Below are 19,189 nucleotides of genomic sequence, written 5' to 3'. Positions count from 1 at the left end.
AATCAGAAGATGAGCAGGTCGAGGTCGGCGCCGACATCGGTGGACAGGTCCTTGATGGCGTGCGCGAAGCGGCCCAGCCGCTGCCAGGCCTTGACGATCGAGTCCTCTTCATCCGAGCCGTCACCCACGGTGATCTGCCATTTCGAAGCCGTCTCGCGATCGTCGTGGAAGGTCAATTCGGTGACGTAGTCGGTGAATACGTGCAGGCCGACCGCAAAGCCGATCTGATCGCCCAGTCCGAAGTCCCGGCCGAGCAGATACGGCGCGTTGTCCTCGATGGTGACCTTGTGGCTGGTGTAGCCGCGGGTCAGGTGCAGGCCCTGCCGGGCGGCGACCAGGCCGTCGAGATTGAAGGCCTTATCACTGCCGGTGATATAGAGCTCGCGGAACGCGTACGGGCCTGCCCGATCCACGCGCGCCATATCCCGGTAGACCATCCAGGCCAGGAATACATCGTTGAGCTGTCCGCGATACAGCCAGTCCAGGCCGATCAGGGACAGCAGACCCTTGATCACCACTTCGATACCGGCGTTCACCCAGCCGGGCGACCGACCACCGATGATGACATCGGTGGCGAGTGGTTTGTGCAGCGCCACTTCGGAAGCGCCGATACCGGAGTACTCGCCTTCGAAGTACCAGACCCACGGGAAGTTCGTGAAGGTGCCGAATTTGCCGGGCTGCCCGTAGACGGCCTCGTACTGGGTGGTGGAATCGAATCGCGGATAGCGCTTCGGAGTGGTGCCGTCGTCGGCGAATTCCTCTATCCACGACTGGATTCCGTCGATCAGTGTGCCGGTCGAGCCGGTCACACCGGACTTGTCCACGGTCTCGAGCACCACGGTCGGCTGCTCCAGATAGAACCAGTCGGGCGCGGGCTGCTCATCCTCGCCCGGCAGGAAGAATCGGGCGGTGAGCATGACACCGGAGTCCTCCAGCATGGGCTCGAAGAGCTTGTCCGCCATATCGAATCGGGCCGAGGCCGCGCTCCAGCGGCTGGTGTCGGTCGCGGGGTCGACCGGTACGACGGCGATGGGGAACAGGGGGTTGCCCACACCGCTCCACAGCGGATCGTTCACGGTTCCCGGCGGCGCCCAACCGGGCGCCTGTAACCGCATCAGATTCATCGTCAGATAGGTGGTGATGATCGTGCGCACCGGGCCGAAAAGAATGTGGTGGCGCGGGAACTGGGCCAGCACCGGTGCGAAGGGCGAGGCCCAGCAGCAGATCGTGGCGACGTGATTCCAGGCGTGGATGGCCTCGATGTCCACGGTCTCGACGCCGTTGTCATCACGTACCAGCGAGGCCTTGGTGATATAGCCGTCCCACCGGAATCCTCTGGTGTTCACGGTGATCGGGATGGTGGCGTCCTCGCCGTCATCGTTGTTGAAGAGGTGATCGAAGTGCACCATGTCCCTGGGGCAGATCATCTTCAGGCCACCGGCGGCATTGCGCGGGTAGGTGAATTCGAGCGAGAGGTAGTTGTGCTCCTCCCCCACTTCGCGCATGAACTTGTCCCAGTAGCGCACCAGCACTCCAGGATCGCGCGCCAGCTCCTGGTCGGCATGGAATGCCTCGTCCATGCGCCGGGCTTCGGTCTGCGGATCCCAGCTCGGGCTGTCAGGCATCGTTACCACCTTCCGTAGCGGTCTCGGGTGGATCAGCCGGTGGGGTTTCGCCGGGATCCAGGGCCCCGACGGGAGGAATCCGAATCGTCAGGTGGGTGGGCGAAAAAGGTTGATCCGCATATGGTTCGAAGAATTCGATGGGCACGGGAACGGTGCCTGCCACGACGGGTTCGTCGCTCTCGGTATCTGCCATCAGAACGGCCGCGAGGATCGTGGCGTGGCGGCGGCGACAATGCTCGAAGCGAGCGTGCCGCCCTCCACCTTCACCCTGATATCGGTGGCACTCCACGGGTCCATAGGCGTCAGCCAGCGCCTACCTGCCAACTGTGCCCACACATTTCGGCCCTGCGGACTATTGCCGGAGTAGACCCGCGCGGTGCGGTGCCGGGGATGGGTATCGATCTGCAGCGTCTCCCCCGCCAACAGCGTGGGTGTCTGCACCATGCGCAGCAGGTCGCCGTCGCCCGGATCCAGAATGGACCAGCGGCCGGGACCGTTCATGGTGTACCGCGGCCAGGCGGGCTGATCGGCGGCGTTGCGCACGCGCACAGTGCCTTCACCCGCACCGGAGGTGTTGGCCCACACCGAGCTCTCCTGCAGATGGTGTTCCAGCGGGTCCATGGCCGTCGCCGACATCTTGTACGCGGCAACGGCATTCACCGCCGGATCGATACTGGAGACCGGCTCCGGCGCGGCATCGAGCTGCGCTTGCTGGAACCGCCAGCCCTGATGCCGGGTGAAGTACCCGACGGTCACCGGTTTGTCGGTCGACCAGCCCCGGAACCAGGCGTCATGCACGGCGTGGAAGTCCCGAACCGGGTCCACGCCAGGGTCTTTCGACGCACCGGAGATGACGACAAGGAAATCCCACTCCTTCTTCGACCGCACCGAGCGCTCGAAGGTGGCCCCGTCCTGCCGCGCGCCCTCCGTGATCAGCAGCTGTACCGGCGCGAACATGAACCCGTTCTGCTGGGACAGTCGCACACCCTCGCGCCCGGAGTTCGTGCCGGACAAATGCCACACCCGCCCGTTCACATCCCACACCACAACCTTCGTGCCGTGGGTTTCCAAAAGTTGGTGGGTCATCGCCCCATGCCTCCTCCGCGTTGCTGCGCCACTGCCCGGCGCCGGCGAACCCGCTCCGTCGCGATGGACGCGCTCTTCGGGTCTGTTCCGTTGAAGTTGTAGATATCGCCGCGGACGGTGTGCCCGGCCGGGCCGTCAGCCAGGTCGGTGAGGCCGAAACCGGTTCCGACCAGCTCTTTGACCGCATTGCCCGCCCACTCGATCGGGCGGGTGAACTCGGAGCCGACTACGCCGCCCGCCATCGAACCCAGGAACGATCCGATAGCGGGAGCGAGTGCGCCCGCCGGGCCCAGGAAGGGAGCCACGGCCGTGCCGATCGCGGTACCGATCGCGCTGCCCGCCGTGGAAGCCGCGCCGGAGATCGCTCCGGTGAGGCCGCCGAGCAGGCCGTGCTGTTGCAGGCCCTGGACACCGGATTCGAATGCGGCGGCGCCTATCTGCTGCTGCTGGTTCATCTGGGTGACGGTCGAGGAACCCTGCTGTCCCGTCGGCTTCCAGGGGATACCGGTGGCCTGGCTGATCCAGGAGCCGAGGGTGTTGGTCCAGTCGTGATTGGGGTCGGCGGTGCTATAGGCCTGCCCTATTGGGTTGACAAGCATTTTCGCGAACTGGGACAACGACTCCGGAGCTTGATCACCCAGCAGTGGGGAAAGGAGCGTTCCCAGATCTCGGCCGGACTGGCCTGCGGCGAGCTGGAGCAGGTCGGCGAAATTGCCCTCGTTCGGGTTGTATCGATGCGACTTGCCGGTGAGGTCCTGTATGCCCGATCCGGCGGGGTCACCGGTGAGTGCGCCAAGCCAATTCGTGCCCGGCGCGTCCTGCACGATGAGACCGTCGCCGTTGTCCACGATGTACTGGTTGAGCGACATGCCTGCGGGCATATCGCCTTCGGCCACCCCCACCACTGGTGTCTTGGGCGTCAGATACGCCCAGCCCGACACCGGATTTCCGTCGGACGTGCCCTGCATGTACTCCCAGCGGGCGGTCGTGTCCGGGCTCGTACCGGGAGAACCCGATCCGGCAGTACCTGCCGGACCCGCGGTACCGACAACGCTGCTGTCGCCACCACCGCCGCCTGTTGTGGGTTCGGGGCCACCGGTGTCACCGGTCACGCCTCCGCCGGATGTCCCACCGCCGCCCGAGGTTCCGCCGCTACCGGCTGTTCCGCCGCCTACAGAGGTCCCGCCCCCGGCGCTGTTACCAGCACCGAGTTGGCCGCCATCGGTCCGGACACTCATCGAAGCGGTGAGCGCACCACCGAACTGCGATCCGATCAACCGGCCCAGTTGCTCACCGATTTGCGGGGCGAGCGTGCCACTCGGACCCAATGCGGGTTCGATGGCTCTGCCCAGTGCGGCACCCAGATTGCTGCCCGCCGCGGTGGCGGCACCCGTGATGCCGGAGCCGAGCGCCTGTGCGAGCGAACCCAATTCGGTGCCGTCTCCGGGCGAGCCGGAAGCGCCTGTCCCACCGAAGATTCCGAGTACACCCGAAGGGGTGGCCTGCATCGATGCCGTCACACCCGCGGGTGAACCGGATCCCGCCGAGTCCTGCGGAGCAGGTAGCGCCGCGGAGGCGCCGCTACCCTGCCTGGGCGCCAGCAGGCCGCCGGGCTGGAACATCGGGGCCAGCGCGGATCCGAGTGCGGCTCCGGCCCAGGTCCCGGTGTTCACCGCGGCATTGCCGATGTTCCCAAGGGTGTCGGCGATTACGCCCTGGCCGAGCATGTCGCGCCAGTTCTGCGCGCTCGACGGGGAATCGACTGCGGGCGAACTGAATCCCGACATCATTCCGGCCAGGAACTGTGCCGGCGGCACCCAGCCGGAATTGATCATCTCCAGCAGCGGCAGGGTATTCGACACCGCCGCGGCTCGGACCACGAACTCACCGGGTGACGCGCGCAGCGGAACGGCGTCCTCGGTGGCGCCACCCTCTCCGGACACCAGACCGGCTGCTCGTGTCTTGTACACATTGCCGTCGATATAGCCGCCGTATGCGCGGCGCACCGGTTCTACATAGGGGTATTCGGCATCTTCGGGCCGTTCGTCGGCGGCCGAACCGGATCGGTTCCCGCGCCTGGCGGGGTTGAGCAGTGTCGCCTTGGAGCTGAATTTGACGATCCGGGTGTCGGTTTCACGTTCACCCGAGTCCGGGAGACCGCGGACCAGTTCGAGGGCCTGAGCGGCCACGCGATTGGCGAAGAAGCTAGGCACATGACCGAGCACTTCCTCGAAGACACGAGCCATGGCACCGAACGGCCCGGAACGGCCGACGATCGAGTTCGAGACTCCGGAACCGTTGTCCGCTAACAGGATCGGGTCACCGTCGGGAAGGGTTATCAGCGATGTCCCCGCGGTGGGGCCGCCCTCCCACAGCGCGCCACTGGGCAGCGTGATCGTCTTTCCCGGACCCGGCTGCCCGCCGCTCGTCATCGCGAGAATGTCCGGCAGTGTCATTGCCGATGGGCGTTGCTTGTCCACAATTCATCCACTTTCTGAGCTGATTGCGCCCGAGCTCGGCCATCGGCGATGCGACTACTGGCTCCAGCCGAGGAACTCGTTGATCTGGTTGATATCCGCTGCCGTGCCGACTCTTTCGCGGCCCGACTCGAGGCCGGGGCGCGGAATCGGTTCCGGCCGGTTGCGGCCGTGCCGGGCGTCGTCGCTCTTGGACCACACGAGCCAGCGCAGGCAGTCGGCCATTTCCGCGAGTAGGTACTGGTCCAGCTGCCACCGGTTGATCTCGGGATACAGACAGCGCGTGAGCGCCGAGTCAGGTGGCAGGAACTTCGTGATGGCCTTGAGGTCACGCCAGCTCAGTGTTTCCGTGCTGAGCTGGCGCAACCGCAGGCCGAGGGCAATCAGGTCGTATTCGATTGCCTCGGAATGCTCTTCGAGAAGGGCATCGAGGCCTAGGATTCCCCCAGGCTGATCCCCGAGTGCGCGCGCCAGGACTCAAGCAGTTCGTGGTAGGCGTCCGGATCCATATTGTCCAGGGCCGCAAGCGCTTCGGGTGTCAGAGCCAGCTCCAGCAGGGTGTACATCGCATCGACGTCACCGAGGCGGCGGATGCGGCGCACCAGGCCCGGCTTCAAATACGACAGCGACGGCAGCTCGATATCGATGCCATCCACCCGGTAGGAGAAGTCGTCCTTCACCTTGGTCGGAGTGGAGATGGTGACGGGGGCTTTCTGGGAAGTCATTGGTACACAGACCCTTTCGTAGATTGGTTTTCAGAGGAAAAAAGGCCCAGCGGCGGCGGGCGGGCCTGCGCATAGGTGTGTGACCCGTCGCCGCTGGGGGTCTATTTAGGCGGTGGTGACGCCGTCGTCGAGGTAGCGGTACGCCTTGATACCGGTGTCGTCCTTGAACGCCTCGACGGTGATGGTGAAGCCGGCCAGTTCGTTCGAGACGAACTTCTTCTCGGTGACCGAGGAGATCTGTGCGTTCGGCAGCACGATGCGCAGCTTCTTCTTGTCGTTCAGCATGTCGAAGACCCAGGCGCGGCGCGGCAGCACCGCACCGGTCTCATTGATCTTCAGCAGGGTGCCGGTGGTGGCGGTGGCCGGGGTGACGGTCAGGTTGCCCGGACCGAAGACCTCGGACAGCACGTCCTTGTCCCACGCGGCGTACAGGGTCAGGCCGAAGCGCACCGAATGCTCGGTCTGCAGCTTGGCGATGATATCGGCGTTCCAGTCCTTGACCGTCTCGACCTTGCGCTCACCCTGCGACTCGATCCCGTCTTCGGAGACGTAACCCAGCGGCTTGAACGAGGCATTGATGATGTCGGCCGCAGTGGCCGGAAGCACGGTACCGATCGGGGCGACGAGAACGCCACCGGTGACCGCGATGTTCGGGGTGCCGGAGCCGATGTACTTGCTGGAAGGCAGAGCCATTTTTGTTATCTCCCTTGGGATTTTGCGCAGGCCCTCGGGAATGTTGCTTATTCAGTTGGAAACTCGCACCGCAGTGAGAGTTCAGGCGAGGACAGTGCCTCGCACAATCAGGTCGGTGACAATCGTGTACCGCGGGGCAGCAGTCACCGGATCGGTGTCATTCGCCTCCCCCGCGTCCTCCACGTAGTCACACCACACAGTGCCGATATAGCCGGGTGCCGCAGCGTTCACAATCCCGCGCACCAGCGCGGCCAAACCCGCCGCACCACCAGCATCATCGAAGCATTCGAAGACAACCCGGGGACGATCCAGAACCAGCTGAGCACCACGGCGCCCCACCTGATCCTCGACATCAACCCGAGCCTTACGATCATTACGACTGACCCGCACCATTCGCGCCGGCCGCGGATCCGCAACCCGCGTAACCACTTTCGCAGTCTCGGACAACGCCGCGAACTGCGCGGTAAGAAAATCAGTCAAAGTCTTCTCGATATCAGGAAACACGATCCGTTCAGGCATCGAGCAACCCCCTTTCGATCTTGGGAATGAAAAACCCGACCCCACTCAATGGGATCGGGTCATGACATGTGGACCTCACACTGGAGAATCCAAACCTATCGAGGCTCGATGTCATCAGCCCATATCGGCTGATCCCCCATCTCCGCCATCGACTCCATCCGATCGCGCAGATCCTCCGCATCCGGAGCAGTGGCAGCGAACCAGTTGGACACACTCATCCAGCCATTGCCGGCATTCACATCCTCAACCACATCCCACACGGGCGGATCATCCACCCCCAGATCCGCACCGTCGATAACGTAATACGCATATCCCTGATGCGAACTCATCACCAGCATCCCAGCCGCATCTTTGAAATTGTTATCCAAAGCCGAGAGTGCAGACACCGCGGAACTCTTGGATTCTCCAGTCACAACATCAACACCGAAGTTGCTACTAGCCCGCCACAAACCAGGCTGAGCACCGATCAACCGCAACACCTCACGGACAGCCACCGGCACAGAAGTTACCGCCTGCCTCTCCGCAAACAGATCAATATCCGTATCCGAAGCACCGGTCATCGATTCACGCCGAAGACCATCCGCCACAACACCTTAGAAAATCGACCCAACTCGGTCAATCACTTCCTCGGAATCTCGATTCACCCAGCAGACTCCTTATCTCTAAGATCTTCACCTCCCGCTCCTTGCAGGCATCGATCAACACCCGGTCGATAAAGGGAATGAAAAATCCGACTCGACCGGTGAAAGTCTGGTCAGATCAGATGGATCTCAAATTAGAATATGCGGGACTATAGAGGACGGAGGTCGTCTGCCCACAATGGTTGATTGCCCGACTCCGCCATCCACTCCATGACATCTCGAAGATCCTCCACGTCTGGAGCGGTAGCGGCGAACCAGTCGGACACACTCGTCCATCCATTGCCTGCATTCACGTGCTCGACTACGTCCCATACCGGCGGATCATCCATGCCGAGGTCCGCACCATCAATGACGTAATACGAGTATCCCTGATGCGAACTCAGTACCAGCATCCCAGCCGGATCCTTGAACTCGTTATCCATGGCCGAAAGTATCACATGCGCAGAACTCTTGGTATCCATGGTGACAACATCAACACCAAAGTCACTACCGGTCGACCACAAACCAGGCTGAATACCTATCAACCGCAACACCTCACGAACAGCCACAGGCACGGAAGCAACAGCCTGTCTCGCCGCAAATAGATCGATTTCCTCATCCGAAGCACCGGTCGTCGATTCACGCCGAAGACCATCCACCACAACGCCTTCAAAGATCGACCGAATTTTGCCGATCACTTCCTCGGAATTCCGAGTCATCTAAGATACTGCCTTTCACCTCAGAGACTTATTGCTCTGACACTCCAGAGGAATTCGCAGCGCCATCGATCGCATTCCCTTCTTCCCATAGAGGATAAGTGCGACGGAGAATAGATTCGATAAGAACCGCTCATCCTCGGTCGACGCACGATCTTCACTCGCGGCGAGATTCATAACGCCTCGCGCCACCTCATACAAAGCAAACACCGGGCCGATACCGCTCGCCCTGTGCATTCGAATACCCTCGGTCTCGAACACAAAATCATCGAAGTCCAAGCTCTAAATCTCAGGATGACTCATAGAAGCCTCAGCCCTGGCGATCACATCACCCGGAGCACGTTCGAACTCGCCGGTTGGCCGGTTCAATAAAGCTTCAACGATACGACCATCCGACGTAGTCTCACTGGGCGTTCATGCCTGCCACCCGCCAGCAGCGATCCATTCCGCCTGAAATTCTACTGCTGATATTTCTAAAGCGGTCAGTCCTACTTCCTCGGATATTTCACTTGCCGATTCTATCGGGTCACCGTCAAGTGACGTCCCGCCAGTTGTCCGGTATCGACTGGCGAGACCGACATGACCGTCACGATAAAACTCGATTCGGCGTCTTTCGAATCCGCCGCCCAAGATCTCACTAAATACTAGAATGGGCTCGATTCGGGAGCCGAGGGCGCTCAGAACTTGGATGTACCGCCAACTCTGGTCTCCAGGAACAAAGTCTGACGCCAACATTAAGGCCCGTTCTTGTTCTATTCCGCCAACTGAAATGCAATTCATATCCGTTCCGGAGCTTCGAGGTTGAAGATCGACTACTTCGACCGAATTTTCATCGCCATCCCGAAGGGATTGTCCGCGTTCGATTGCCTCTTTCATCCATTTTGGAGTCGTATTGCGGGGATATGATTCAAGATCACCTTCAAAATCCATCCAAGCAACAGAATTTTCATCAGGCATATCGTAGTCAAACTCTGTGATAACGTCACCCGTGCAGCTTATGGTCAGTTGAAATGTGAACCATGTACCCAATCCTGGAACATACATCAGATCTCTCAGTTCCAGAACAGAAGACGGGAAAAAAATGGGGTCGTCGAACTTGTCGCTGAAACCATTCATCGTTCGCAACTGAGTATTCAAACGCCGAGATGCACCTGCAGCCTTGTATGTTACCTCGATTTCTGTCCAGTCAACCGGAGCAACCTGCCAGAGGCTTTCAACGGTAAGATCAATAAGTTCCTGCTGGCGGACTATGTCTGACATACCCGTTCCCGTTCACTATGCATTATCGAGGATATCTCTTACAAACCACTTCGTCTGTTGCGGTAGTCGGTATCCAACATGATATAGGGTAGGCAGACGCTCATCGTTGATCGGCCTCCAGCCAGGAACCAAGGGTCTGTTAGCGTACTCGATCGCTACGTGGTACTCCGCGCGCCCGCCCGGGATCGACTTCAGAAGCTTCGATAGCTCTCGCTCCAAGTTATACATCGTACCGGGGCTTTGATTCACAGAACGCAACTGATGTGTATAGAACAAACGCTCAGAAGGTGACCCGAATTCATTGCCGAAAATGTGTCCGGCGTCCGTTGGCCCTCTCGAAAGAAGACCGCGCAACCTATTGAAGTTGTCCTGCTCCTTTTGTGATCTCAGATAATCTGAAGATGAGAATACTCTCAATCTAGCGTTAAAACCCTCCACCACACGACCATAATAATCAGTGCGGATCATGAAGTCACCATTTACCTTATAGACAACATTAGGCAATGGATGAAGGAGGATCGGATTCGGTTCTATCTCTGCGGTAGCGCCCGCACCGGTTTTGTGGCTGGCCCAGGCTTCTATATATTTTGGCTTACCATCGGAAGCAGTGACTACTGTAGTCTGCCTGCCATTCCCCTCAATATAGATATATTTGGCATTACCGTCCAATTTTGGAAGTCTCAGCGCTCCCGCGAGCCTTCCTCTACTGACATAAGGCTGCGCCAACGCCGCGAACTGGTCCTCGGTTAGTTGTCTACTCGGACCGTTCATTTCTGACGGTTTGCGGTACGTAAGTAACTGCCTACGAGCAGCGCCATTGTCACTCTGAGAAACGGTGGGCGGCCTAACAGCACCCGATTTCGGCATTCTGATTATGCGGGAATTGAATCTATTCAATAACCTAAGATCAGGGCCGAGCGGCGCGGGTGAGAACCTCCTCATCGTATAGCTGAGCAGCGATTGCATAAGCATCGGCGTCTCTGTTCCCAGAGTCGCTGTGGTCGCTAGATCGGTGAAACGGATTGCGCTTGCTGCGGTACGTGTCGCGAACGCAGAGACAGTGAAGCCCGCTTCCGCGACCGCGGCCGCAGCACTGCGGATTAACGTCGAGCCGGCTCGCAGGGCCGACCCCACTGGGATGAATGTGCTTGCGGCAAGGACAGCGGCAATCGCTGCTTCACCATTGCTCGGGGATTCGTCGAGGTACCGTCGTGCGGTCTGTGCGCGGGCTCGGCCGGCCGAGCTTGAATCTCCGATAGCACTCATGCCGTAGAGAGCGGCGGCTACGTGATGTCCAGCCCAGCTTCCGGTGGTAATAAATGGGTCGGCCATACTCCTTGCGAGGCCTAGCTCGACCGCTGTAAAAGCCTCAGAGGAATTAGCTGCGCGTTCGGCCATGGTCTTCGGCGTATAGTACGGATTTCCTGCGTTTCCTACGTCCTGAGCGAGTACATCAATTCCCGTTGCTCTTGCAGCCCAGTCTCTGGAACCTATCTTGAATCCGTCCCATATATCGTCTACCGCGTCGAGTCCCTTTTGGATTCTGTCGCGATGGTCTGGCGCTCGGATCGTGTCGATAAGCGTTCCGTCTGTTCCCAAGAGAAGCTTGGGACCGTTTGGAATCAATCTCTCTATCTTGTCGTCACCGATGTATTTGTCGGTGTAGGAGCGGATTCCGTCTCGAATATTGGCCGGATCGTTTCGCGCGTGGAACGAGTCGTACAGCACGCCGTCAGAGATGAGTAACGCATGGGTGCCTCGGTCGGTTTCGATATTGCGACCCATGGTGGTGTGACCTCGGAGGTCGGGCCCGATCTCCCAGATCTGTCCGTCGGTACCGAACCTCCAACTGTTGCTGTCGAGTTGTTTGACGAAGCTGCTCTCGATACCGCCCCTGCCATCTGGCCGGGCGGTGGTCATCGTCAGGTTGCCGAAGTTGTCGACATGGTTGTTGTCGTAGAGTCCGGCGCTGTTCAGGATTCCGACGTCGGTTCCGACCCGGTTTCCATTCGTGTCGAAGGACGGGGTGAACACGTGACTGAAAGTCGCGGTGGCCTCGAAGTCGTGGCTCGGTGCGGCTGAGGTCGACGCGCCCGGATCGAAGCTTTGGACGTACCAGCGCGAATTGGGGTCGGTGCGGCTCGCGTAGGAGGAATTGCCGTTGGCGTCATCGTGCCAGTGCTGCAGACCACCATGGCCGTCGCTGGCGATGCGCCAACGGTCGATAGTGCCATTGGGATTGGTGATCTCGAGATCGACAGTGTTCGAACCATTCCCTTCGGGAATGATGTACTTGACCGGCCGATTGTCGAGCATCTTGCCATCCCACGTACTACCCTCCGGACGACCGCCCGTATCGGGCATATCCAGCAGACTCGTATCCGGCCCACTCGGCTTCTGCTGCCCTCCGGGAACCTGAATTGGCGCCTCGTTCAGGGGATTGGTGGACGACGATGGGGCAGGCTGACTCTGAACCGGAGCAGACGTCCCAGGTGCGGAAGGTTGTGTGTTCTGGGGGCCGAGCGCCAAGTCCCCCAACGACTGGGGCACCGGATCCGTAGTCCCTGGGGGCTGAGGAGCATTGGGATCGAACAGCGTCGGGAATACCGGATACGTCGGCTGCAGATTGTCGATCGGTGTAGCTCGCAATGGGGTATCGCCGGCACTCCGCACCAGGTTCTCGGCGTTCCAGATCCGTTCGAGCATCAGGGCCGAACTGCGCGCAGTCATCCCATTGAAGGTCTTGACGCTGCTTCGGTTCGCGGCAGGACTCTCTGAATCACCAAGGCTGATTTCCGAAAACCACTTGGCCCGGGACGAAACCCAGGGCGGCGCCCCGCCGACTTCGGTTGTGGGCGTGGTCATTGTGCGTTCCCGGTCCGGCGAGCATGTTCGATGCGCTGGCGAAGCTGGCCCACCAGACCGGCGTAGGCGTCGGATTTGGTGGGGGCTTCTACCGAGAGGCCCCGAGGGTGGGTGGCGTGCCAGAGGCCGTCTTCGGCTTGTTTGACCTCGATGTCTTCGAAGTCGTAAAAGGCTTCCGGGTCGGGAGCCGGCCAATTGCCGTCGGCGTCCCTGGTGATATGCATGCCGGTGTCGAAGGATCCGGGCGGGCCGAGGGGGGTGGGGGCCCAGCGGATTTCTTCGAGTTCGGGATGGGTTCGGACGCCGCGCCTTACGAGGTATTCGGCTACTCGGGTGGCCTGTTTGATGCTGGTTACGGTGGGGGCGGCCAGTTTTCGGCCGACTTCGCTGTGCCATTCCGGGAGGTGGATTACCGAGAGTTCTTCGGCCAGGGCTCGGACCTCGGGGTCCAGGGTCTCGTCGCGCTTGGGTTCGGCGAGCTTACCGGACAAGGTCTGCTGGATGAGGGCGAGGAACTCGTGGGTGACCAGTTGGCCTGTATCGGTTTTCGTGTAGTCCGACGGGGGCTGGTGATTGCCGAAGCGGACGGATTCGACGATTTCCTTGTCGGACATGGGTTTCGAGACCTTCCGGAGATGGGCATGGAAAGATCCCGGGCCCTTCCCCAGGCTCGGGATCTGTGTGGAATGGGGGTCCCGCCCCCGGTCGAGGGGACATCCGGGGGCGGGACCGGCGCGCCCCTGCGCGGCAACCGGTGTCTGCTACCGCGGGACCACCTGCGGGAGACGGGCGCGCTGGGGCGCGGGCATGCGGCGTGGCTCTGAACCCGCGTTGTACCTATCGAGAGGTTTCGGGGGCCGGCCGCATGGGCTGGGAACGGCGGAGTGCCGTCAGATTTCTTCTTCGAGAGTGGTGGGGATCGCGTACTTCGCCAGTGGGGGTTCTTGGCCCGGGACGTGCAAGCGCAGGAAGGCGAGCAGCTCGTCGATGTGACTCTGCAGGGCGCGGATCAGGCGGATGGCGTCACGGAAGCGGCGCTGGTCGCTGGCGGCTTGATCCTCCAGTGCGGCAACACGTTCGCGTAGTTTGGCGACCTCGCGGGCCTGCCATGCGGTGACCGCGCCGATCGCGGAGGCGATTGCCACTCCGGTTGCTTGCACCAGGTCCGGGGTGAGCGTCGACGGCATTCAGACTTCACCGTCCGCCGCGTGCACCGGAGTCACCGCCGGTCGGATCAGCGCGCCGGCGATGACGGGGGTGAGCAGGCCGTAGAGGGTGAGCACGATGTTGATCCAGTCGGTATTCACCTGGTGACCGACCAGGTAAGCGACTACCCCGGTGATCGCCACGAGCACCGAACGCACCAGAGCCGGTTCGGGAACCTTGTTGATTCGCATGTTGTTTCCTTCCGGAGGGCCACGGTCCCCGCTTGCCGCTTTGGAAGCGGAGACGTGGGGCGGGCTAGGCGATGATCGTGACGACGACTGCCAGCACCTGGGCGATGATCTTGCCGATGCTGATCCACTGGTCGACCGTGAGACCGAAAACCATTGGGGTTCCTCCCATTCGGGATCGAAGCACGTGCTTCTACGAAGAAACCCCCGATCCGCGGCAGCGGATCGAGGGCTTCGGCACGTGAGGGGTACGGCAAACGAAGCCTGAAACTCATTGCCGAGAAGGTGATTTCCCGTGATTCCGGGAGAGAGGCGCAACTGTGGCGCTGCACAAAGCTTCACTTAAGCGACGCGCAATGTCAACACCCAAAATGAAGATTCATGAAAGATGCAGGTAGAACGGTCTTTTCGATCCGTTGCGCCCGCATCAGAATCTCCGCGAGGAGTCGGGGACAACGCGGCCTGCGGCGATCAGCATCTCGAATGCCGCCAGTTTCCGCGGGCACCCGTGCGCGACGCACTCGCGATGGAGACGCATGATCTCGTGCGCCTCTCTGGTAGTGAGCGTCCCCGCAGGTGCATGATGTGCAGTCATTTCGATCAGCTGCGTCAAGGTGAATTCCATCTGAATGCTCCGATAGCTGTCGTCTGAAACGCGACGGGCCGCCGGACCGGTTGCGGCGCAACAGTTCCGACGGCCTCGCATGTCAGGAGTGCCGGCTCGGTCGAAAGACCGGGCTGATCAGGTCAATTGACGAGCGTCACCTCGATACGGAGCCGCGATCGATGCGGCGCAGCGGCACCTTCGGCAGACTTTCGCCGGCGGGCGGGGTAGGCCAGGTGGGCATCCAAAACTTCGCCTACTACGAACTGTTCCGGCCAGTCAGGTGACCAGGGGCCTGGGACGGGGGCTAAACGGCCGGAGTCTCGGAGGGTTTGAATGCGGCGGGGGGTGATGGATTTGAAGGCGTCGCCTAGTTCCTTTGCGAGGGTGGAGATTCCGGAGGCGTTGAGTTTGGCTCGGCGGGCGGATTCGAGGGCGTCGGTGGTGACGGGGATTTGTTCCGAGGGTGGGCAGATGATGCGTTCGGCTGCTTCGACTGCGGAGCGGAGGTCGGTGGGGGCGGATTCGATGCCTTCGGTCATGGCCAGCGCTATGAGGTTTCGGTGGAGCCAGCGGGAGAGGCCGGGGGTGGAGGTGGGGCCGGCGTAGTCGAGGGCTCGTTGTTCGCAGATGAGGCGGGTCCAGGAGACCAGGAGTGCGTGCAGGTGGTCGCGGACTTTTGCGGCGCCGACGCTGTATGGGAGGGGCTGGTCGTTGGAGCGGGAACTCAGGCGGAGGCCGGGGTCGCCGAGGCGGGTTCGGCAGGCTACGGCGTCTTCGAGATCTTCAGCGAGGCTGGGGATCTCGGTCAGGAGGTCGGCGAGGTCGCGGATGGCGGCGTGCGACAGGTACAGGTGATTCGGGTCCTCGTGCGGCATCAGGCGATCTCCCGGTTGATGGTTTCGGCGAGGCGGGCGGCGTGGCCGTAGCGGACGTAGTCGGTGGTGTGGCGGCCGTCGGTGAGGTAGCCGCGGGCGTAGGCGAGCGCACCGCTCCAGGCGCTCCAGTTCCTGGGGACCCACCAGCGCTGCACTCGCCGCTGCAGGACGGTGTCGATCAGGCTCTGTCCCCACTGCCGGACAGCCTCGGGACTGGCGAGACAGAAGTACTGGGAGAAGTCGGCGACCAGGCGCAGAGCATTGCCTGCTGGTAGAGCAGTGATCGGATCACCCTGTGCCGCAGCCCAGAAGGTCGGGATATCGGCGATCCAGCGCTGACCGCCGATGCCGTAACCGCCGGGATCCGGGCCGATGCACTGGCCGGCGGGGCGCAGCGGATCGGCGATCAGCGCACAGGCGTCGACCTCCAGGTCCGGCCACAGGCCGCGGGCGATCTCGGCCGCGACATCACCGGCAATGGCGGCGCCCTGGGAGTATCCGGCGATCACCACTCGATTCGATGATGCGGCAATGGCTTCCAGCAGCGCGGTCTTCCCCGCCACGCTGCTCTGGGCATACGACTCCCGGCGGCCGTAGTCCGCCGGATACGGCACCATGCGCGGCGCGAACCGGGCGTGATCGAGAGTCCGCGCGAACGTATCGGTGACGCTCTCGCCATTCGGAGCCCAGGTGCCGCCGACGATCAGGACGTCGATCATGCCGCCACCCCCGGGCGGTCGCCGATGGACCCGAAATCAGGCAGCAGCTCGAGCGGATTCCGTCCGAGCAGGCCGGCGATGAGCACCAGTTCGTCGAGCTGAAACGGGGCGGTTCCACTCAGCCGTTGCGCGAGGGCGTCCTCGGAGAATCCGCTCCGCGCGGCCAATGTGCGGAGGTCCATACCGGAATCGCCCATGGCATAACCGACCCGATGAGCCGCCTGCCTGTTCGTCAAGTCCATACGGACCACGTTAAGGTCCAAACGGACCTCTTGCAAGTCCAAACGGACCTGTTACAGTGTTGTTACGCGAACCTGTGTTTAAGCATGGAGTTTCCCGAACATGTTTGCAACTGGGCCGTTCGGACCTCAGAATGGTCCGTATGGAACTGCCGGACCTCCACGACTTCAACCGCGCCGTGGGCGAGGAGCTCAGGACCGCGCGGGCCCGCCGCAGGCTGACGCGCCCACAGCTCGCCGCCATCTCCGGCGTGGCCGTGAGCACGATCCAGCGCTTCGAGAACGGCGAACGCTCGCCGGACCTCACTCAGCTGTACACGCTATGCACTGCACTCGACATCTCGCCGCAGGAGATCCTCACCAAATCCATTGAGATGGTGGAGGGTTCCGGGAAGTAGGTCCACCAGATTCCGGCCGAGGACCACCGACGCCAGAAAGAGATCCTCGAGAGTGGGCTGCCCGCAGGCGATCCGCTCCGTCAGCTCGACGCCCGCCCGAGTAGCCAAAACCAGCATGGCGTCGGCATCGAAAATCTGACCGAACCACGTCACCAATGACGCTGTGTGCACGACTGAACAACCCCTCGACTTAGAGATCCGCCATCACGGACAACCGAAATTCCCGGCCCCGAATGGGCCGTGGAATAGACCGCCGACCAGTCGATAACGGCCGAGCTCCAGCCGAACTCCGCTGCGTCGGACAGCTGCACCTATCCGCCACCACACGCACGTTTCATCGGGGCGGCACAGCCACACCTAACCCATCCTCAACCCACCTGTCCGGAATGCCCTGTGGCGCAGTGCTGTCGGGCAACGTCGACAGCCGGAAGCTTACACACCAATTCGGACATTTCGACAGTTCCGCTGCTACTCAACGGATCCGGAAAGCAGGTGCTACGGACCGACCAGCCGGTAACAAGCGGGCGGTGGCAATTCGTGAATCGCCCGCTCCGCCTGGACATATCACCAGGTCACGACAGAGTGATACGAGGATTCAGCACGCAGGCAAGGGAATTCGTATTCGCTCCGCCAGACCACGGATAGCCGACCGATTCATCGCCGAGCACGACTCAGTCATCCGTACCGCTCGATGTTCGGATACGGCCGCCTTCGGTCGAATTCACCGATGACCATTCGGTTATACGAAGTACATGCTCAGCGCCACGCGGAACCATGAAACCGATTGCGGTCAGCGCTACTTCGACGCGGGGTCGGTGACGAGGGGTGGAGTGGGTGTGGTCGCCGTACCGGGAGCCGCCGTGCCCGCAGAGGTGCCCGGCTTGAGGGTCGATCCGGGAGCGGGCGGGGGCTGCTGGGCGGCCTCGCGCAGGATTCGGAGCAGGTCCGGGAGGAGGGGGATGCCGACTTGGGTGCGGGGGTTGGGCTTTGCGGGGGCCGGTTTTGCGGGGGCGGGTTTTGCCGGGGCGGCGGGGTCGGAGACGCTGGGCGCGTTGGGATCTGCGCCGGTGGGGGCCGAGGCCTGGGGGTCGACGGGGGTTGCCGGGTCCACAGGGGTTGCCGGATCTGCGGGGGCCACCGAGTCGGCGGTGGTGGGGTCTGGGGTGGTGGGATCCAGAAGGGTTGGGGCGGATTGGAATTCGCTGAGGGCGGGGCCGACTGTCAGGTCGTCGAGGGTGGGGGTGCCGGCGTCGGGGGCGGCGGAGTATTCGGCGCGGAGGATGTGGTTGTCGTGGGTCAGGACCTGGCCGGCGGTGGAGTGGACGGCGGTCGCGGTGCGGTCGTCTTCCTTGTCCGTGCCGGGGTAGGCCTGGCAGTCGGTGGTGTCGCAGGTTTGGGCGTAGGAGTAGCGCTGGTCTGCGAGGGCGTAGGAGCGGGCCGCGATCGCTTGTGCGCGTAGGGCTTCCGCGCCGCCCTGGTTGGCCCAGTCGGGGACCATTTCGGCGGGAACGACGCCGAGGAGGTAGTCCTCGATATCGACCTCGTTGATGACGCGGGGGGCGTCGCCGTCCAGTGCCACGCCCAGGACGCCGCGGTAGTTGGGGCCCTCGCAGAGTTCCAGGTGTTCGGCCGCGGGGCGGTCGGTGCCCGATTCCAGGGGGTAGGCGTAGGGGTCGTCGGTGGAGCCCTGCCACAGCACCGCGCCGTCGCAGCCCTGGGTGATGGTGACGTCCGCGCCGGTGGCGGTGGGGGTGAGATGTGCGGCCTGGCCGGGGACGACACGGCGGCCGGCGACATAGAGTCCGGTTTCGGATTCGACGTCGAGGTTCTTGCCGTCCAGTCCCATGAGGCGGACTCGGACCGGCGTGGATCCGATCGCGGCGATACTCGCGCCGGGGTAGTAGTGGGCCAGAATCGTTTCGGCGGTCGAACCGCCGACGGCGCGATCGAACGCGCCATTCTGGCTCAGACCGCGCCCGTGACCGGGGCTGGCGGTGAACTCGTACTCATTGTTCGGCCAGGCCCAGATCAGGCCTGCGCCGGTACCGCCGAGGGTGGTGGCGGCGACTGACAAAGCGACGAGACGCTGACGTCTGCGCCGCTGGCGTAGGTGGCCGTTCGGCATGTCATACCCGTTCTGTCGATAGCCGAAGCTACATTCGAGTTACCCGAAGCTAATCCTCAACCACACGTTCAGGGATTGTGACAGTTGGGACTAGTGTGATCGTTGGTTCGTCGAGAAGCAACCTCGGCACCGGCGATCCGCAACGGTTTAACTGGAATGGGAGCTGCTCGTGCCGTACCGCAGAAGGAAACACTCGTTTGTCCTCCCGGTTGCCACGATCCTGGCGATCACTGCGCCGTTCGGTAT

19 protein-coding genes are annotated in these 19,189 nt (G+C 62.1%); 1 reads left to right on the top strand and 18 read right to left on the bottom strand.

Annotated elements, in window-relative coordinates; all coding sequences use genetic code 11:
- Positions 1-2: 2 nt before the first annotated feature.
- The 17 genes from OG326_RS02905 to OG326_RS02825 form a co-directional block, all read right to left on the bottom strand.
- Complete coding sequence (locus OG326_RS02905) at positions 3-1,625, bottom strand: Gp37-like protein (RefSeq protein WP_327143086.1); 1,623 nt, start codon at positions 1,623-1,625, stop codon at positions 3-5.
- A 192-nt stretch (positions 1,626-1,817) separates the two neighbouring features.
- Complete coding sequence (locus tag OG326_RS02900) at positions 1,818-2,711, bottom strand: phage tail protein (RefSeq protein WP_327143085.1); 894 nt, start codon at positions 2,709-2,711, stop codon at positions 1,818-1,820.
- Complete coding sequence (locus OG326_RS02895; protein ID WP_327143084.1) at positions 2,708-5,167, bottom strand: hypothetical protein; 2,460 nt, start codon at positions 5,165-5,167, stop codon at positions 2,708-2,710. Before OG326_RS02895 ends, OG326_RS02900 begins: the two co-directional genes overlap by 4 nt.
- 78 nt (positions 5,168-5,245) lie before the next feature.
- Positions 5,246-5,554 (bottom strand): DUF5361 domain-containing protein, encoded by a 309-nt coding sequence (locus tag OG326_RS02890; RefSeq protein ID WP_327143083.1) that lies wholly within the window; start codon positions 5,552-5,554, stop codon positions 5,246-5,248.
- Between the two features lie 68 nt (positions 5,555-5,622).
- The gene (locus OG326_RS02885; protein WP_327143082.1) at positions 5,623-5,913 is read right to left on the bottom strand and encodes a hypothetical protein; all 291 of its coding nucleotides are present in this window, start codon (positions 5,911-5,913) and stop codon (positions 5,623-5,625) included.
- A gap of 105 nt (positions 5,914-6,018) precedes the next feature.
- Positions 6,019-6,606, bottom strand: a complete 588-nt coding sequence (locus OG326_RS02880; protein WP_327143081.1) for a phage tail tube protein — start codon at positions 6,604-6,606, stop codon at positions 6,019-6,021.
- An 81-nt stretch (positions 6,607-6,687) separates the two neighbouring features.
- Entirely contained in the window at positions 6,688-7,125 is a 438-nt protein-coding gene (locus OG326_RS02875; protein ID WP_327143080.1) for a hypothetical protein, read from the bottom strand.
- Between the two features lie 95 nt (positions 7,126-7,220).
- On the bottom strand, positions 7,221-7,685 hold the full coding sequence (locus OG326_RS02870) for a hypothetical protein (RefSeq protein ID WP_327143079.1): 465 nt from the start codon (positions 7,683-7,685) through the stop codon (positions 7,221-7,223).
- A 230-nt stretch (positions 7,686-7,915) separates the two neighbouring features.
- A complete protein-coding gene (locus OG326_RS02865; protein ID WP_327143078.1) occupies positions 7,916-8,464 on the bottom strand; it encodes a hypothetical protein in 549 nt (182 codons plus the stop codon).
- 411 nt (positions 8,465-8,875) lie between these two features.
- Entirely contained in the window at positions 8,876-9,721 is an 846-nt protein-coding gene (locus OG326_RS02860; protein WP_327143077.1) for a DUF6881 domain-containing protein, read from the bottom strand.
- Positions 9,722-9,736: 15 nt separating this feature from the next.
- Positions 9,737-12,586 (bottom strand): DNA/RNA non-specific endonuclease, encoded by a 2,850-nt coding sequence (locus tag OG326_RS02855; protein WP_327143076.1) that lies wholly within the window; start codon positions 12,584-12,586, stop codon positions 9,737-9,739.
- Positions 12,583-13,200, bottom strand: a complete 618-nt coding sequence (locus OG326_RS02850) for a hypothetical protein (protein ID WP_327143075.1) — start codon at positions 13,198-13,200, stop codon at positions 12,583-12,585. Before OG326_RS02850 ends, OG326_RS02855 begins: the two co-directional genes overlap by 4 nt.
- Positions 13,201-13,476: 276 nt before the next feature.
- Complete coding sequence (locus OG326_RS02845) at positions 13,477-13,773, bottom strand: hypothetical protein (protein ID WP_327143074.1); 297 nt, start codon at positions 13,771-13,773, stop codon at positions 13,477-13,479.
- The gene (locus tag OG326_RS02840; protein ID WP_327143073.1) at positions 13,774-13,983 is read right to left on the bottom strand and encodes a hypothetical protein; all 210 of its coding nucleotides are present in this window, start codon (positions 13,981-13,983) and stop codon (positions 13,774-13,776) included.
- Positions 13,984-14,727: 744 nt separating this feature from the next.
- Positions 14,728-15,462, bottom strand: coding sequence for a hypothetical protein (locus OG326_RS02835; protein ID WP_327143072.1), 735 nt, complete (start codon positions 15,460-15,462; stop codon positions 14,728-14,730).
- On the bottom strand, positions 15,462-16,181 hold the full coding sequence (locus OG326_RS02830; protein ID WP_327143071.1) for a PE-PPE domain-containing protein: 720 nt from the start codon (positions 16,179-16,181) through the stop codon (positions 15,462-15,464). The genes OG326_RS02835 and OG326_RS02830 overlap by 1 nt, the downstream gene beginning before the upstream one ends.
- Positions 16,178-16,423, bottom strand: a complete 246-nt coding sequence (locus OG326_RS02825; protein ID WP_327143070.1) for a hypothetical protein — start codon at positions 16,421-16,423, stop codon at positions 16,178-16,180. The genes OG326_RS02830 and OG326_RS02825 overlap by 4 nt, the downstream gene beginning before the upstream one ends.
- A gap of 140 nt (positions 16,424-16,563) precedes the next feature.
- Between OG326_RS02825 and OG326_RS02820 the strand changes: the two genes are divergently transcribed.
- A complete protein-coding gene (locus tag OG326_RS02820) occupies positions 16,564-16,818 on the top strand; it encodes a helix-turn-helix domain-containing protein (RefSeq protein ID WP_327143069.1) in 255 nt (84 codons plus the stop codon).
- 796 nt (positions 16,819-17,614) lie between these two features.
- Here OG326_RS02820 and OG326_RS02815 read toward each other — a convergent pair.
- A complete protein-coding gene (locus OG326_RS02815) occupies positions 17,615-18,943 on the bottom strand; it encodes a SpoIID/LytB domain-containing protein (protein ID WP_327143068.1) in 1,329 nt (442 codons plus the stop codon).
- Positions 18,944-19,189 lie beyond the last annotated feature (246 nt).

The sequence above is a fragment of the Nocardia sp. NBC_01327 genome, from assembly GCF_035958815.1.
Taxonomy (GTDB): Bacteria; Actinomycetota; Actinomycetes; order Mycobacteriales; family Mycobacteriaceae; genus Nocardia.
This window is presented reverse-complemented; position numbering and strand designations above follow the sequence as displayed.

Coding starts and splice junctions, on each gene's coding strand:
- OG326_RS02855 (WP_327143076.1), bottom strand. CDS start 12,586: ATGACCACGCCCACAACCGAAGTCGGCGGGGCGCCGCCCTGGGTTTCG.
- OG326_RS02825 (WP_327143070.1), bottom strand. CDS start 16,423: ATGGACTTGACGAACAGGCAGGCGGCTCATCGGGTCGGTTATGCCATG.
- OG326_RS02895 (WP_327143084.1), bottom strand. CDS start 5,167: ATGACACTGCCGGACATTCTCGCGATGACGAGCGGCGGGCAGCCGGGT.
- OG326_RS02875 (WP_327143080.1), bottom strand. CDS start 7,125: ATGCCTGAACGGATCGTGTTTCCTGATATCGAGAAGACTTTGACTGAT.
- OG326_RS02880 (WP_327143081.1), bottom strand. CDS start 6,606: ATGGCTCTGCCTTCCAGCAAGTACATCGGCTCCGGCACCCCGAACATC.
- OG326_RS02815 (WP_327143068.1), bottom strand. CDS start 18,943: ATGCCGAACGGCCACCTACGCCAGCGGCGCAGACGTCAGCGTCTCGTC.
- OG326_RS02840 (WP_327143073.1), bottom strand. CDS start 13,983: ATGCGAATCAACAAGGTTCCCGAACCGGCTCTGGTGCGTTCGGTGCTC.
- OG326_RS02820 (WP_327143069.1), top strand. CDS start 16,564: ATGGAACTGCCGGACCTCCACGACTTCAACCGCGCCGTGGGCGAGGAG.
- OG326_RS02850 (WP_327143075.1), bottom strand. CDS start 13,200: ATGTCCGACAAGGAAATCGTCGAATCCGTCCGCTTCGGCAATCACCAG.
- OG326_RS02870 (WP_327143079.1), bottom strand. CDS start 7,685: ATGACCGGTGCTTCGGATACGGATATTGATCTGTTTGCGGAGAGGCAG.
- OG326_RS02865 (WP_327143078.1), bottom strand. CDS start 8,464: ATGACTCGGAATTCCGAGGAAGTGATCGGCAAAATTCGGTCGATCTTT.
- OG326_RS02900 (WP_327143085.1), bottom strand. CDS start 2,711: ATGACCCACCAACTTTTGGAAACCCACGGCACGAAGGTTGTGGTGTGG.
- OG326_RS02905 (WP_327143086.1), bottom strand. CDS start 1,625: ATGCCTGACAGCCCGAGCTGGGATCCGCAGACCGAAGCCCGGCGCATG.
- OG326_RS02835 (WP_327143072.1), bottom strand. CDS start 15,462: ATGCCGCACGAGGACCCGAATCACCTGTACCTGTCGCACGCCGCCATC.
- OG326_RS02860 (WP_327143077.1), bottom strand. CDS start 9,721: ATGTCAGACATAGTCCGCCAGCAGGAACTTATTGATCTTACCGTTGAA.
- OG326_RS02845 (WP_327143074.1), bottom strand. CDS start 13,773: ATGCCGTCGACGCTCACCCCGGACCTGGTGCAAGCAACCGGAGTGGCA.
- OG326_RS02830 (WP_327143071.1), bottom strand. CDS start 16,181: ATGATCGACGTCCTGATCGTCGGCGGCACCTGGGCTCCGAATGGCGAG.
- OG326_RS02885 (WP_327143082.1), bottom strand. CDS start 5,913: ATGACTTCCCAGAAAGCCCCCGTCACCATCTCCACTCCGACCAAGGTG.